This window comes from Aquabacterium sp. (assembly GCF_036279655.1).
Classification (GTDB): Bacteria; Pseudomonadota; Gammaproteobacteria; order Burkholderiales; family Burkholderiaceae_C; genus Aquabacterium.
Genome location: NZ_DASUIT010000021.1, coordinates 1 through 13845, shown reverse-complemented (window position 1 = coordinate 13845; position 13845 = coordinate 1). Strand labels below are relative to the sequence as shown.

Below are 13845 nucleotides of genomic sequence, written 5' to 3'. Positions count from 1 at the left end.
AACTGTGGTCGACAATGGGCGGTTATTTCTTGCTGAGAGTACTGCGGATGATTTCTTACGATCGCTCCTCGGGTTCCCGCACGGCCATCGTGGCCGTGGCGGTGTTGGCTGTCGCGGGTGCCGGTGCCTGGTGGTGGATGAGCGGGGATGCGTCTGCACCCCATGTCGATACGGCTGCCAGTGCCCCTGCGGTGGTGTCTGCGTCTGCGCCGCAACTGGGCGCCATGGACGCCCCAGCGGGTGATGGCGAGATGTCGGCGGCGGATCAGGCGGCCATCAGCCAGGCCATGAGCAAGCAGCCCGATGGCCAGAAGCAGCTCCAGCGTGTCACCACCTTCCTGAAGTTCCAGCGTGATTTCGAGCGCTGGCAAGGCATGCAGGAGGCCACGGATCCTGCGCCTCGCCATGCCCTGGCCAGGCACCTGATGGAGATCCTGCCCGATCGGGTCAGTCAGGCCGAAGTGACCTTGCCCGAAGCCACGCTGATCTGCGCCATGCTGCTCAACGATCTGGAACCCGATGAGGCTGCCCGCAACACCAAGGCCGAAGCCTGCAAGCAGCGACTGGAGTCGGTCTCGCCTCGCACCGACACCGAGCAGGGCATGCGCACGGCGCAGTGCCAGACCGAATACCGTCGCCGCGAAGCCGCCCTGGTTTCCGAGTTCCAGGCCCGACCCGCGTCTCAGCGTGATCCTCAGCAACTGGAGGCTGAACTGGACAAGGCCAAGCGTGCGGTCTATGACAGCCCGACCTGCGGTCAATGATGGACAACCCGGTCACCTGACATGATTTCCTACGAACGTTCTTCCTCCCGCACGCCGATCCTCATTGGTGGGGCCGTGCTCATTGGCCTGGTCGCGGCGGGGCTGTGGTGGTCCTTGCGCTCGGAGCCCGAGGCGTCCGCGCCGGTGGCGCAGGGCGTGGCTGCCAGCGCGCCAGCAGCTGATTCAGCGCACCAGGATCAGCTCAAGCGGGCGGCAGCCGCCCTGACGGCCGCCCCCGAGATCCTGGCAGACGGTCGTCCCGCCGATTTCCAGGAGGACGAGTGGAAAGCGCTCAAGGAGGCCATTGGCGCGAATCCCAATGCCGCATCGGAACTCAAGCGGGTGGCCGAGTACCTGCGCTTTCAGCGTGGCTTCGAGCTCTGGCAGAGCATGGAAGAGGGCGGCAACACGGCCGAGCGTCGCCAACTGGGTGAAAAGCTGATTGCAGGCTTGCCGGATCGCATGGCCAATGCCGAGGTCACCTTTGACGAGGCCCTGATGGTCTGCGCGGCATTGATCAACAGCATGGAAGGCGATGAAACGCAGCGCAACCAGAAGGTCCAGCAATGCAAATCCAGGCTGGAGCAGTCGGCGCCCAAGATGAGCAGCAATGCGCAGGAGCGTGAAGCCGCCTGTCTGGCGGACTGGGAGCGCCGCAAGGCCGACCTCACCGGCGCCTTCTACAAGCTGTCCCCCGAACTGCGTGCGGCGAACCAGAAGAAGTTCGAAACCGATCTGGAGGCCGCTCGGGTGGACGTCTATGGCAGCGCGCAGTGTGCTGATCTGAAATAAGCGTGCTCCCCGGGTGAGGTGATCGGGCATCGATAGAATGCCCGGGTCATGTCTGATGCCTTGAACGCACCACGCGCGCCTTCTGGACCGAACTGGTCCTCCCTCATCGCCACCAGCCTGAGTCTGGGCGTGGTGGGCGTGCTCGTGTGGCTGAACGCCTTGATTCTGGCGCCTTTCGTGCTCAGTCTGGCGCTGGCTTATGTGCTGGAGCCCATCGTGGCGCGACTGGTGGGGTGGCGGGTGCCACGGCTGCTGGCCGTGGTCCTGAGCGTGCTGGGCGCGGTCCTGCTGGCGCTGCTGCTCCTGCTGTTGCTGGTGCCCATCGCGCTGGAGCTGGCGCCCATGTTGCGCCAGCAATTGCCCGAGCTGGCCGGGCGTGGCTGGCATGTCCTGGTGCCCTGGCTCACGCAGGTGGGTGTGAAAGTGCCCCATGATCTGGGTGATCTGCGTCCCATCCTGGTCAATCTGATGAACAGTCACGGTGAGCAATGGGCGCGTGCGGCCCTCAGCTCCCTGATGGTGGGGGGCAGCGCCATGCTGACCCTGGCTGGGTTGGCGGTCCTGGTGCCCATGCTGGCCTTCTACTGGCTGCTGGACTGGACGCGCCTGATGGGATTGGCACGGGATCTGGTGCCTTTGCCCTGGCGCGCGGGCATGGATGGCTTTCTGGCCGAGGCCGATGAGATGCTGGGCCATTACCTGCGCGGTCAGATCCTGGTGATGCTGATCCTGGCCGCCTACTACAGCGTGGCGCTGATGCTCTTTGGCTTCGATCTGGCCTTGCCCATTGGCGTCTTCACCGGCCTGGCGGTCTTCATTCCCTACCTGGGTTTCGGTCTGGGCCTGGTGCTGGCCTTGCTGGCCGGTGTGCTGCAGTTTTCCGCGGACCCCAGTGGGGGGCTGTGGTGGCCTGTGATGGCCGTCGCGGTGGTTTATGGCCTGGGGCAACTGATCGAGAGCATGCTGCTCACGCCTCGCTTGGTGGGCGAGCGCATCGGCCTGCATCCGGCGGGCGTCATCTTCGTGCTCATGCTGTTTGGCCAGTGGCTGGGCTTCGTGGGCGTGCTCATGGCCTTGCCTGTCAGCGCCTTGCTGATGGTGGTTCTGCGGCGCGGTGTGCAGCGCTATCGCCGCAGCCGGCTCTATCTGGGGTCGGCATGAGCGTGGCCGAGACCGCCATGGACGAGCGGATGCCGACGGCCGTGGACCCGGCAGACACATCCTTGTGGCCGACCGTGCCGACGATGCGGCAGTTGCCGCTGGATCTGGGGCATGCGTCCTCGACCAGCCTGGACGATTTCGCGGCCGGGCGCAACCACGAGCTCCTGTGCTGGCTGCGGGCCTGGCCTGACAGCGCTCAGCCAGGGGCGCCCACCTACCTGTGGGGCCCCAGGGGCTGCGGCAAGACCCGTCTGCTGCAAGGTCTGGCCCACCACGCCCTGTCGCAGGGGTGGCATGTGCTGTGGCTGGGCACCACGGGCTTCCAGTCCTGGGAGACGGAATCGCCCGAGGCGCCCACCCTGGTGCTGCTGGACGATTGCGAGTCGCTGGACGCGCAGCAACAGCACTGGGCCTTCAATTTGTTCATCGAGAGTGCCGCCTCGCTGGCGGCGGCCCGACAGGCGGCCGAGGATCGGGGTGACCCGGAGGGCGCCCGACCGGGCATGGCCATCGTGGCGGCGGGGCGCGTGCCGCCCGTCGATCTGCCCGTGCGCGATGATCTGCGCACCCGGCTGGGCTGGGGGCTGGTCTTCTCGGTCGAGCCGCTGGACGATGAGGGTGTCCGCGAGGCCCTCTTGTCGGACTGCCGACGGCGTGGTCTCAAGCTGGCCGAAGGCGTTCTGCCCTACATACTCACGCATTTCAGCCGTGATCTGGGATTTCTGATGGGCCTGCTCGACAGGCTGGACCGATATGCGCTGGCCGAGCAGCGGGTGGTGACCGTGCCCCTGCTCAAGCAGATGCTGGCGCAGGAGCATGCATGAACCTCTGTTTGTTTGATCTGGACCACACTTTGCTGCCGCTGGACTCGGATCACGAGTTCGGTGAATTCCTCATCCGTGTCGGTCTGGCCGACCCGGTGGATTACCGCAGTCGCAACGATGGCTTCTACCGTCAGTACTGCGAGGGCACCCTGGTGCTGGAGGAGTACATCGACTTCACGACCAGCGTCTGGCGCACCCTCTCGGTGTCCGATCAGCGCGACTTGCAGCAGCGTTTCATGGACGAGGTGATCGAGCCCGCCATCCAGCCTCAGGCCCTGCAACTGGTGCAGGATCACCGTGATCGCGGCGACCAGATCGCCATCGTCACGGCCACCAACGAGTTCGTCACCCGACCGATTGCGGAGGCTTTTGGCGTGGCCGACCTGATCGCCGTGAAGCTGGTGCGTGACGCCCAAGGGCAAGTCACAGGACAAATAGATGGCGTGCCCTCCTTCAGGGAGGGCAAAATCACACGTGTCGAACAATGGTTGGCTGAACGTGGCCAGACGCTGACCGATTTTGAGCGGGTCAGCTTCTACAGCGATTCACCCAACGACCTTCCCCTGCTGGAGCAGGCCACCGATCCGGTGGCCACCAATCCCAGCCCCGCGCTCGAAGCCCAGGCCAAGGCCCGTGGCTGGCGCCTGTTGTACCTGTTTCCATGATCAAGAGCCTCATCCACAAAATTCTGGGCAAGCCTGACGCTGCCTCCCGTGCCAAGGGCGCGGGCAAGGCGGCCAAGACCGGCATTCCCACGGGCAAGCGCGTCGACGTTCCCCAAAGCGAGCACGGCATCGACCCGAGCTGGGTCGACGAGCGCGCCATGAAGGTGGTGCAGACCCTGCACCAGGCCGGCTACGAGGCCTACATCGTGGGCGGTGCCGTGCGCGACCTGATCCTGGGGCACCGCCCCAAGGATTTCGACGTGGCCACGAACGCCACGCCCGAGCAGGTCAAAAGCCTGTTCCGCCGCGCCTTCATCATCGGGCGGCGCTTTCGCATCGTCCACGTGGTCTACGGCCGTGGCCGCGAGCACGAGGTGATCGAGGTCTCCACCTTCCGCGCCTACCTGGATGCCGATGCCGCCGAGCAGGTTTCCGGCAATGAGAAGACCTCCCGCAAGGAGCTGGCCGACAAGTCGCATGTGGTGGACGCCAGTGGTCGCGTGCTGCGCGACAACGTCTGGGGCCCGCAGGATCAGGACGCCGCCCGTCGCGATTTCACCGTCAACGCCATGTACTACGACCCGACCTCGGGCATCGTGGTCGACTACCACGGTGGGATCAAGGATGCCAAGAAGCGCGTGCTGCGCATGATCGGTGACCCGGAAACCCGCTACCGCGAAGATCCGGTGCGCATCATCCGCGTGGTGCGTTTTGCCGCCAAGCTGGGCTTCGACATCGAGCCCAAGACGCGCCAGCCCCTCAAGGCCATGGGGGAATTGCTGGCCAACATTCCTCAGTCGCGCCTGTTCGACGAGATGTTCAAGCTGCTGCAGACCGGTCACGCCAAGGCTTCGCTGGAGCAGTTGCGCAAGCAGGGCCTCGATCGGGGCCTGTTCCCCATCCTGGATGCCGTGTTCGACCCTGCCCGCCCGCAGCACCTGCAGCGCGAGCAGTTCATCGACCTGGCCCTGAGCGACACCGACCGCCGGGTGGGCGAGGGCAAGCCCGTGGCCCCCAGCTTCCTGCTGGCCTGTCTGCTGTGGCACGACGTGCTGGATCAGTGGAAGCGCAACATGGCCCAGGGCGAGCCCACCTTCCCGGCCCTGCAATCGGCCACCGACGCAGTCTTCGATGCCCGCGTTGGCGACATCTCCGGGCGCGGCAAGCTGGCCTCCGACATGCGCGAGATCTGGACCATGCAGCCGCGTTTCGAGCGCCGCATCGGCAATGGCCCCCTCACGCTGGTGGAACAACCCCGCTTCCGTGCCGGTTTCGACTTCCTGCGCCTGCGCGCCCAGGTGGGCGAGGCCGACATGCAACTGGCTGAGTGGTGGGAGGCCTTCTCCCTGGCCGACATGCCCGAGCGCCGTCACCTCATGGAGGTGGCCCGCGACCAGGAAATGGCCAAGCGCCAGGCCCGTGGCCCGGCCTCGGGTGGCGGCAGCAGCCCCCCTGGTGGGGAAGGGGCGTCGGGCGATGCCCCGGCCAAGAAGCGCCGTCGTCGCCGTCGCAAGCCCACCGAAGGCGGTGGCAGCCCGGATGCGGGCGGTGGAGACGCCGAGTGAGCTCTCTCCCGGCACCGGCCGCCCGGGCTGACGCTCTGGGGCCGGTGAGTTTCCGTGCCTATGTGGGCCTGGGGGGCAACCTGGGTGAGGCGCACGAGACACTGGAGGCTGCCTTGACGGCCCTGCAGGCGGTGGCAGGGGCTCAGATCGAGGCGGTGTCCAGCGCGTACCGCTCCCGTCCGGTGGATGCGGACGGCCCCGACTACATCAATGCGGTGGCTGCCGTGCGAAGCTCTTTGGGCCCTCTGGAGTTGCTCCATGCACTGCAGACCATCGAAGAATGTCACGGGCGCGAGCGCCCCTACCGGCATGCCCCGCGCACCCTGGATCTGGACCTGCTGCTCTATGACACGGCCCGCCGCCACAGCACCGAATTGACGCTGCCGCACCCGCGCTGGGCGGAACGCGCCTTTGTCCTGGAGCCGCTGGCCGAGGTGGCTCAGGCGCTGGGTGATGTGCTGACCGCCTTGCCGGATCAGACGGAGCGAGCCCGGCTGGCGTCCCTGCAGGGTATCGAGAAGTCCCCCCGGGCGCTTCATTTCAAATAATTTCTGGAATATCTGGGCAAATCGGGGTAGAATCTCAGGCTTTGTTGGTGGGGCTTGCTTCGCATGTTTGCAAAGTAGTCCGCTGGCCAGCGCTGCTTGAAGCGAGCTGTGCATACCCGTAAAGGTTCCCTGAGGGGCCGTTTTCACAACACGTGAGAGCCGGTTTTTCTAGGACCCCCGTTTCCAACCGCGGAAACTGGAAGCGTGGGAGCCATGGCATCGAGCCTGGGCCCTTAGGGCTTTTGTGTGGTGAGCTTCGATCGGCAAGGCTGTGGCCATGCGACAAGCCCTTTTGAATGCATTCATCTGAAAGCGAATCTGTACATGACGACCATCCGTGTCAAGGAAAACGAGCCGTTTGACGTGGCCCTGCGCCGTTTCAAGCGCACCATTGAAAAGCTGGGTCTGCTGACCGAACTGCGCGCCCGCGAGTTCTACGAAAAGCCCACCGCCGAGCGCAAGCGCAAGAAGGCTGCCGCCGTCAAGCGCCACTACAAGCGCGTGCGCAGCATGCAGCTGCCCAAGAAGCTGTACTGATTCGCTTCTTGCTGCCTGGACTCACTCTGCGCTGATGGCGCACCGTGATCGTCCACCAAGCCCGCGCGGGGACGCCCATGCGGGCTTTTGCATTTTTCGTCCTGACAAAGTTGACCACCATGACGCTCAAAGAACGCATCACCGAAGACATGAAGAACGCCATGCGCGCCAAAGACGCTGAACGTCTGGGCACCATCCGCATGTTGCTGGCCGCGATCAAGCAAAAGGAAGTCGACGAGCAGGCCGATACCAGCGATGACGCCCTGGTGGTCTCCATCGTCGACAAGGCCATCAAGCAGCGCAAGGACGCGGCCGAGCAATACACCGCGGGCGGCCGCCCCGAGCTGGCTGACAAGGAAAAGGCAGAAATCCTCGTGCTGGAGGCCTATCTGCCCCAGCGCCTGAGCGCCGACGAGATTGCCGCCGCCATCCAGGCCATCGTGGCCGAGCTGGGGGCCTCCGGCCCCGGCGACATGGGCAAGGTCATGGGTGCGGCCAAGCAGCGCCTGGCTGGTCAGGCCGACATGGGGCAGGTGTCTGCTGCCGTCAAGGCCGCACTGGCCTGAACACAAGGACTGTTCATGAGCAACTCCGTTTCGCTGCAGCCCATCGCTGAGGACGTCTACGCCGCTCCGCAGCTCACGCCCGAGACCATGGCATCGGCCGCAGAGGCCGGCTTCAAGGCCGTGCTGAACAATCGCCCGGATTTCGAAGGCGGCCCTGAGCAGCCCACCAGCGCGGCCATCGAGGCCGCCGCCCAGGCCGCGGGCCTGGCCTACGCTTACCTGCCGGTGCAGGGGGGCTACCAGTCGCCTGAAGAGATCGCTCGTTGCGCAGAGCTGCTCAAGACCTTGCCGCGGCCCTTGCTGATGTTCTGTCGCAGCGGGGCGCGTTCGACCAAGCTGTACATGCAGGCCACGGCGCTGGACGAGTAAGGTCCGCAACACGGGAGGGTTGCAGACCATGCTGTTCTATATCCGTCTGATGGACGGCCTGTCGCGCCTGCTGGGCGTGGCGGCGTCCTGGGCCTTGCTGCTGGCCTGCCTGCTCAGTGCCGGCAACGCCATGCTGCGTTACACCTTCAATCTGGGCTCCAACGCCTGGCTGGAGGCGCAGTGGTATTTGTTTGGCATGGCCGTGTTTGCTGGCGCGCCCCTGCTGCTCAAGCTCAATGAGCATGTGCGGGTGGACGTGGTCTACGGCGGCCTCAGCCCGCGCGCCAAGGCCTGGGTGGACGCCATCGGTCTGGCGCTGGTGCTGCTGCCGGTGTGCGCAATCGTGGTGCACCTGTCGATCCCTTCGGTGCTCGACTCCTATCACCAGCAGGAGCATTCGCCCAGTGCCGGCGGCCTGCTGCGCTGGCCGATCAAGGCGGCCATTCCCTGTGGTTTTGCTTTGCTGGCCTTGCAGGGCTTGTCCGAGCTGTTCAAGCGCATCATCTTGATCAGCGGCGGGCCTGATCTGAATCCCCAATACGAGAGGCCGCTGCAATGATCACGATGGAGATGATGCCGCCGCTCATGTTCGGTGCGCTGATCGTGGTCATGCTGGCGGGCTTTCCGGTGGCGTTCTCGCTGGCCGGTCTGGGCCTGGCCTGTGGCTATTACGCGGTGCACATGGGCTTCTTCCCGGAAGCCTTCATGGCCAATCTGCCGCTGCGCCTGTTCGGCATCGTGTCGAACGAGCTTTTGTTGGCCATTCCCTTCTTCACCTTCATGGGGGCCATCCTGGAGCGCTGTGGCCTGGCCGAAGACCTTCTGGAAGGCACCGGCCAGCTGTTTGGCAGCAAGCCCGGGGGCCTGGGCTTTGCCGTCATCATCGTGGGCGCCATCCTGGGCGCCATCACGGGCACGGTGGCTGCGAGCGTCATCGCCATGGGGGTGATCTCGCTGCCCGTGATGATGCGCTATGGCTACAACATGCGTTATGCCACCGGCGTGATCGCGGCCTCGGGCACCATCACTCAGCTGATTCCGCCCTCCCTGGTGCTGGTGGTGCTGGCCGACCAGCTGGGCCGCTCGGTGGGCGACATGTACCGTGGTGCCATCGGGCCATCGCTGCTGCAGACGGCGCTATTCCTGCTCTTTACCCTCGGGGTGGCGGTGCTGCGTCCGCAGTGGGTGCCACCTTTGCCCGAAGAGGCGCGCACCCTGCGCGGTGCGGCGCTGTTCAAGCGCGTGCTGTGGGGCATGCTGCCCTCGATCGTGCTGATCTTCCTGGTGCTGGGGACCTTGTTCATGGGCCTGGCCACACCGACCGAGGCCGGTGCCCTGGGGGCCATCGGCGGCATGGTGCTGGCGGCCCTGCATCGACGTCTGACCCTCAGCCTGATCTGGCAGGCCATGGACTCGACCCTGCGGGTCACCGCCATGGTGATCTTCATCCTGCTGGGCTCCAGTGTCTTCTCGCTGGTCTTCCAGGGAGTGGACGGCAACGTCTGGATCGAGCACATGCTGGCCGATCTGCCAGGTGGCCCGCTGGGCTTCCTGATCGTGGTCAATCTGTTCGTTTTCTTCCTGGCCTTCTTCCTGGACTTCTTCGAGATCGCCTTCATCATCGTGCCGTTGCTGGCGCCGGTGGCCCAGAAGCTGGGCATCGATCTGGTGTGGTTCGGGGTGCTGCTGTGCGTGAACATGCAGACCAGCTTCATGCACCCACCCTTCGGTTTTGCGCTCTTCTATCTGCGCGGCATCGGCGATCAGATCTTCAAGAATGGTGCGATTCCCAAGCCGATCGAATCCCGCGACATCTATCTGGGCGCCATACCCTGGGTGGGGATGCAGTTGCTGCTGGTGGCCGTGGTGATCTTCTGGCCCGAGTCGGTGACCTACTGGCTGGAAAAGGAGGCCCAGGTCAATGTGGACGACGTCAAGATCGAAATGAAGATCGAGGACACCGGCGAGCCGTCCATGGAGTCCACGCCCTCCATGCCCATGCCCGATCCGGTGGACAGCGACGATCCGACCCAGGCTGTGAAGGATGCGATCGGCAAGGATCGCTGATCCCCTTGCCTGGATGTGGTGACGTGCAGACATCGGCGCGTGAACATTCGTGACAGGACGTTAGACTGGCCGATTGTTTGCAACAAAGTTCATCAATTTTCAGGGAGTGAACGCATGAAACGATTCGTGATGTCCGCCGTGGCCGTGTCCACGCTGGCTTTGGGCGGTTGTGCCTCGATTGTCAATGGCCAGAACCAGCCCGTGTCCGTGGACACCCGTCAGGGAGGCGATGCGGTGGTCGGCGCCAATTGCACGCTCTCCAACGACAAGGGCACCTGGTACATCACCTCGCCCGGGTCCACCACCGTGCACCGCAGCGCTGCCGATCTGGCCATCAAGTGCGAGAAAACAGGCATCAATCCGGGTCTGTCGACGGTGAAGTCCTTCACCAAGGGCATGGCCTTCGGCAACATCCTTTTCGGTGGGATCATCGGTGCCGGTGTCGACATCAGCACCGGCGCAGCGTTCGACTATCCCTCGCTGATCTCGGTTCAGATGGGGCAATCATTGGTGATGGCTCCGCCGCCCGGCATGACATCGGCCGCAGAGGTCACGGCAGCGGCCAACAAGACCGCTGATGCCACGGGTGGCAACTCCGTGGTTCAACCCGCAACACCTCAGCAGCAGGCCAAGCCCTGAACGTGATCAGGCGACCGGTGTAGGCTCTGGCCGCGAGGCCAGGTACATGCACAGGCCGCCCAGCCCGGCCATCACCGCCCAGGTGACGGTCTTGGGGCCGATCACGAGCGCGGTGAAGGCCGCGCTCAGGCCGATGCCGCAGCAGGCGGCAATCTTGCTCTTGCGGGTCATCTGGCGCTTTTCCACCCACAGACGCAGGCTGTGGCCGAAGCGGGGGTGATCGAGCAGGCGTGCGCACATCTGCGGATCGCTCTTGCCGAAGGCCCACAGGCCGATCAGCAGGAAAATGGTGGTGGGCAGCAGCGGGATGAAGGCGTTGACGACGCCAATGGCCACAAACACGGTGCCCACCGTGCGCCATGTGCGCTGAACGGCACGCTGGCTCCAGTCTGGGTGGTGAACCTCAGGAGCACGCCACAGCGACGAGCCCCCCCCGGAAACAGGCGAGCCGCGACCGGAATGGGGTGTCGGGGTGCCGAGGTAACTCATGGCTTGCGCTCCAATCATGTCATTGCTGACGATCAGGCGTGGCCCATTCAGACCACGCCCAGCCGTAGCTTACTCCGGGTTATCGTGTCGTGCACGAGCTGGCTTGAGGACTTTCCCGGTATTTCGGCGCAAGTTCGGGCTCTGACCGGAAGATCAGAGCTTGGCCGACTGCATGTAGCGGTCGAAAGTGGCCTCGGTGAAGCGGAACCAGAGGTTCTGGTCGGCGCGGAACTTGGCGTAGTCGGCGTACACCTTCCGCCAGTTGGGATTCTTGGCGCTGAGCTCGCCATAGATGTCCATCGAATGCTTGAATGCGGCATCCAGCACGGCCTTGGGCATCTGCACCAGTTGGGTCTTGGCCGCCACCAGTTGTTTGAGCGCCAAGGGGTTGCGCGCATCGTAGCGGGCCTGCATTTCGGTGTGGGCGTGCGAGGCGGCCGTTTCGACCATGGCCTTGTATTCGCTGCTCAGGGCATTGAAGGCCTTCTCGTTGATGAAGAAGTCCAGCTGGGGCCCACCCTCCCACCAGCCGGGGAAGTGGTAGTAGGGCGCCACCTTGTGGAAGCCCAGCTTCTGGTCGTCGTAAGGGCCCACCCATTCGGCGGCATCGATGGTGCCTTTTTCCAGGGCCTGATAGATCTCGCCGCCCGGGATGTTCTGGGGGATGGAGCCCATGCGCTCGATGACCTTGCCTGCAAAGCCACCGATGCGCATCTTCAGGCCCTTCATGTCGGCCAGGGACTTGATGGGCTTGCGGTACCAGCCGCCCATCTGTGCGCCGGTGTTACCGCCAGGGAAGTTGATGATCTTGTACTGGGCGTAGAACTCGCGCATCAGCTTGAGGCCGTTGCCTTCGTACATCCAGGCGCTCATCTGGCGGGAGTTGAGACCAAAGGGGATGGTGCAGCCGATGGCGAAGGTTTCGTCCTTGCCGACGAAGTAGTACGGGGCCGTGTGGGCCATCTCGACGGTGCCGTTCTGCACCCCATCGACCACGCCGAAGGCGGGCATCAGTTCGCCCCCGGCATGCACGGAGATCTGGAACTTGCCGCCCGACATTTCGGCGATCTTCTTGGCGAAGACGTCAGCCGCGCCAAAGATGGTGTCCAGGGATTTGGGGAAGCTGGAGGCCAGGCGCCAGCGGATATTGGGCTCGGCGGCAATGACCGAGGGTGCGGCACCGGCGGCCAGGATGCCGGCCAGGCCAGCGTGGTTGATGAAGGAACGACGTTGCATGGCCGGGTTCTCCTGCGTGCGGTCAAAAAAGGGGTGATCGCGTGCCACGACCAAGGCGGGCACGTGTGATGTCGGGTGGCCAGATTCTAGGATTGGTGCGGCCTGGCGCCACGCCCGCATGGGCAGGGCTTACCCGTGCTGGTGTGAACCTAGGGGGGCACGGAGGCCCCCCCTGAGCTCAGCCCAGGGTTCAGTGCCCGGCGATCTTCATTTTCTCGATGAGGATGGAGCCCACGGTCTTGCTGCCATAGGTGTAGGCGTCGGCACCCACGGCCACGATCTGCTTGAACATCTCGCCCAGGTGGCCAGCGATGGTGATCTCGTGCACGGGGTAGGCGATCACGCCGTTTTCGACCCAGTAACCCGCCGCGCCGCGAGAGTAGTCACCGGTCACGTAGTTGACGCCTTGTCCCATCAGTTCGGTGACGAACAGGCCGGTGCCCAGCTTGCGCAGCATGGCGGGCAGATCATCTTGAGGGCGGGTCAGGCGGCTGCGCATCAGCAGGTTCTGGGAGCCTCCGGCATGGCCGGTGGTCTTCATGCCCAGCTTGCGAGCCGAGTAGCTGGAGAGGAAGTAGCCCTGCGTGACGCCGTTCTTGACGACCATGCGTTTGCGCGTGAGCACGCCTTCGTCATCGAAGGGCGCGCTGCCCTTGCCCTTGAGGATGTGGGGGTCCTCGATGATGTCGATGTGCTTGGGGAAGACGGGCTGCCCCAGGCTGTCGAGCAGGAAGGTGGCCTTGCGGTAGAGCGCCCCCCCGCTGGTGGCCTGCACATAGGCGCCCAGCAGGCCGGCGGCCAGGGTGTTCTCGAACAGCACCGGCACTTCGCAGGTGGCGATCTTGCGGGACTTCAGGCGGGCCAGGGCACGCTCGGCGGCGTAGCGGCCCACCCGCTCGGGGCGGGCCATGTCCCGGGCGTCGCGCTCGGAGGTGTACCAGAAGTCGCGCTGCATGTCGTTGCCGCGCCCGGCAATGGGCGAGACCGACAGCGAGTGTCGCGAGCTGGCATAACCCCCCCGGAAACCCCGGGTGTTGCCAGCAAAGAAGTGCGACTGCTGGGCCGACACGCTGGCACCTTCCGAGTTGGTGATGCGCTTGTCCACGGCGCGGGCGGCATCCTCGGCGCGGCAGGCGAGCTCGGCCGCCTTGTCGGCGGTGATCTTCCAGGGATGGAAGAGGTCCAGATCGCGTGTGGCGGCGCGGCCCATGGCCAGGTCCTCGGCATCGGGCAGGCCGGCCATCGGATCCTCGGCGGTGAAGCGGGCGATGTCATAGGCCGCGCGCACGGTCTGCTCCAGCGAGGCTGCGGAGAAGTCGGAGGTGCTGGCATTGCCGCGTCGCTGGCCCAGGTAGACCGTCACGCCGATGGACTTGTCCTGGTTGCGCTCGACGCTTTCGAGCTTGCCCTTGCGCACGGACACCGACAGCCCCACGCCTTCGGAGACCTCGGCGCCGGCATCGCTGGCCCCCAGCTTTCTGGCCAGGGCGAGGGTGTCCTCGATCAGGGATTGGAACTGCTCGCGGCTGTAGGCGAAGCCGTTGTGGGCATTTTTGGCTTTGGAAGCAGCGGTTTTGGTTTGTTTGACGGCCATGTTGTGGTTTGTCGGTGAGTGCCCCCGTA

Annotated in this window: 16 protein-coding genes; 13 read left to right on the top strand and 3 right to left on the bottom strand. The window is 64.8% G+C overall.

Going from position 1 to position 13845, the window contains the following annotated elements; all coding sequences use genetic code 11:
* The first annotated feature begins 47 nt into the window (after positions 1–47).
* From VFW84_RS02370 to VFW84_RS02310, 13 genes are all read left to right on the top strand, one after another.
* A complete protein-coding gene (locus VFW84_RS02370; protein ID WP_329678828.1) occupies positions 48–764 on the top strand; it encodes a hypothetical protein in 717 nt (238 codons plus the stop codon).
* A gap of 21 nt (positions 765–785) precedes the next feature.
* Positions 786–1556, top strand: a complete 771-nt coding sequence (locus tag VFW84_RS02365; RefSeq protein ID WP_329678827.1) for a hypothetical protein — start codon at positions 786–788, stop codon at positions 1554–1556.
* Between the two features lie 48 nt (positions 1557–1604).
* Positions 1605–2717, top strand: a complete 1113-nt coding sequence (locus tag VFW84_RS02360) for an AI-2E family transporter (protein ID WP_329678826.1) — start codon at positions 1605–1607, stop codon at positions 2715–2717.
* Positions 2714–3541, top strand: a complete 828-nt coding sequence (locus VFW84_RS02355) for an HdaA/DnaA family protein (RefSeq protein WP_329678825.1) — start codon at positions 2714–2716, stop codon at positions 3539–3541. The genes VFW84_RS02360 and VFW84_RS02355 overlap by 4 nt, the downstream gene beginning before the upstream one ends.
* The gene (locus tag VFW84_RS02350; RefSeq protein ID WP_329678824.1) at positions 3538–4206 is read left to right on the top strand and encodes an HAD family hydrolase; all 669 of its coding nucleotides are present in this window, start codon (positions 3538–3540) and stop codon (positions 4204–4206) included. Before VFW84_RS02355 ends, VFW84_RS02350 begins: the two co-directional genes overlap by 4 nt.
* Positions 4203–5771, top strand: coding sequence for a polynucleotide adenylyltransferase PcnB (gene pcnB, locus VFW84_RS02345; RefSeq protein ID WP_329678823.1), 1569 nt, complete (start codon positions 4203–4205; stop codon positions 5769–5771). The genes VFW84_RS02350 and pcnB overlap by 4 nt, the downstream gene beginning before the upstream one ends.
* Complete coding sequence (folK, locus tag VFW84_RS02340; RefSeq protein WP_329678822.1) at positions 5768–6319, top strand: 2-amino-4-hydroxy-6-hydroxymethyldihydropteridine diphosphokinase; 552 nt, start codon at positions 5768–5770, stop codon at positions 6317–6319. The genes pcnB and folK overlap by 4 nt, the downstream gene beginning before the upstream one ends.
* A 324-nt stretch (positions 6320–6643) precedes the next feature.
* Positions 6644–6856 carry a 30S ribosomal protein S21 gene (gene rpsU / locus VFW84_RS02335; protein WP_012346814.1) on the top strand — a complete coding sequence of 71 codons (213 nt, stop codon included), beginning with the start codon at positions 6644–6646 and terminating at the stop codon, positions 6854–6856.
* A gap of 119 nt (positions 6857–6975) precedes the next feature.
* Entirely contained in the window at positions 6976–7422 is a 447-nt protein-coding gene (locus VFW84_RS02330; RefSeq protein WP_329678821.1) for a GatB/YqeY domain-containing protein, read from the top strand.
* Positions 7423–7437: 15 nt separating this feature from the next.
* Entirely contained in the window at positions 7438–7791 is a 354-nt protein-coding gene (locus VFW84_RS02325; RefSeq protein ID WP_329678820.1) for a TIGR01244 family sulfur transferase, read from the top strand.
* Between the two features lie 28 nt (positions 7792–7819).
* Complete coding sequence (locus tag VFW84_RS02320; RefSeq protein ID WP_329678819.1) at positions 7820–8350, top strand: TRAP transporter small permease subunit; 531 nt, start codon at positions 7820–7822, stop codon at positions 8348–8350.
* Positions 8350–9858 (top strand): TRAP transporter large permease, encoded by a 1509-nt coding sequence (locus VFW84_RS02315; protein ID WP_414638871.1) that lies wholly within the window; start codon positions 8350–8352, stop codon positions 9856–9858. Before VFW84_RS02320 ends, VFW84_RS02315 begins: the two co-directional genes overlap by 1 nt.
* Before the next feature lie 114 nt (positions 9859–9972).
* Positions 9973–10497, top strand: coding sequence for a hypothetical protein (locus tag VFW84_RS02310; RefSeq protein WP_329678818.1), 525 nt, complete (start codon positions 9973–9975; stop codon positions 10495–10497).
* Between the two features lie 6 nt (positions 10498–10503).
* On the opposite strand, the gene VFW84_RS02305 is transcribed toward VFW84_RS02310, so the two are convergent.
* The 3 genes from VFW84_RS02305 to pmbA form a co-directional block, all read right to left on the bottom strand.
* Positions 10504–10986, bottom strand: coding sequence for a YbaN family protein (locus tag VFW84_RS02305; protein ID WP_329678817.1), 483 nt, complete (start codon positions 10984–10986; stop codon positions 10504–10506).
* Between the two features lie 153 nt (positions 10987–11139).
* On the bottom strand, positions 11140–12222 hold the full coding sequence (locus VFW84_RS02300; RefSeq protein ID WP_329678816.1) for a TRAP transporter substrate-binding protein: 1083 nt from the start codon (positions 12220–12222) through the stop codon (positions 11140–11142).
* Positions 12223–12412: 190 nt separating this feature from the next.
* A complete protein-coding gene (gene pmbA, locus VFW84_RS02295; RefSeq protein WP_329678815.1) occupies positions 12413–13816 on the bottom strand; it encodes a metalloprotease PmbA in 1404 nt (467 codons plus the stop codon).
* Positions 13817–13845 lie beyond the last annotated feature (29 nt).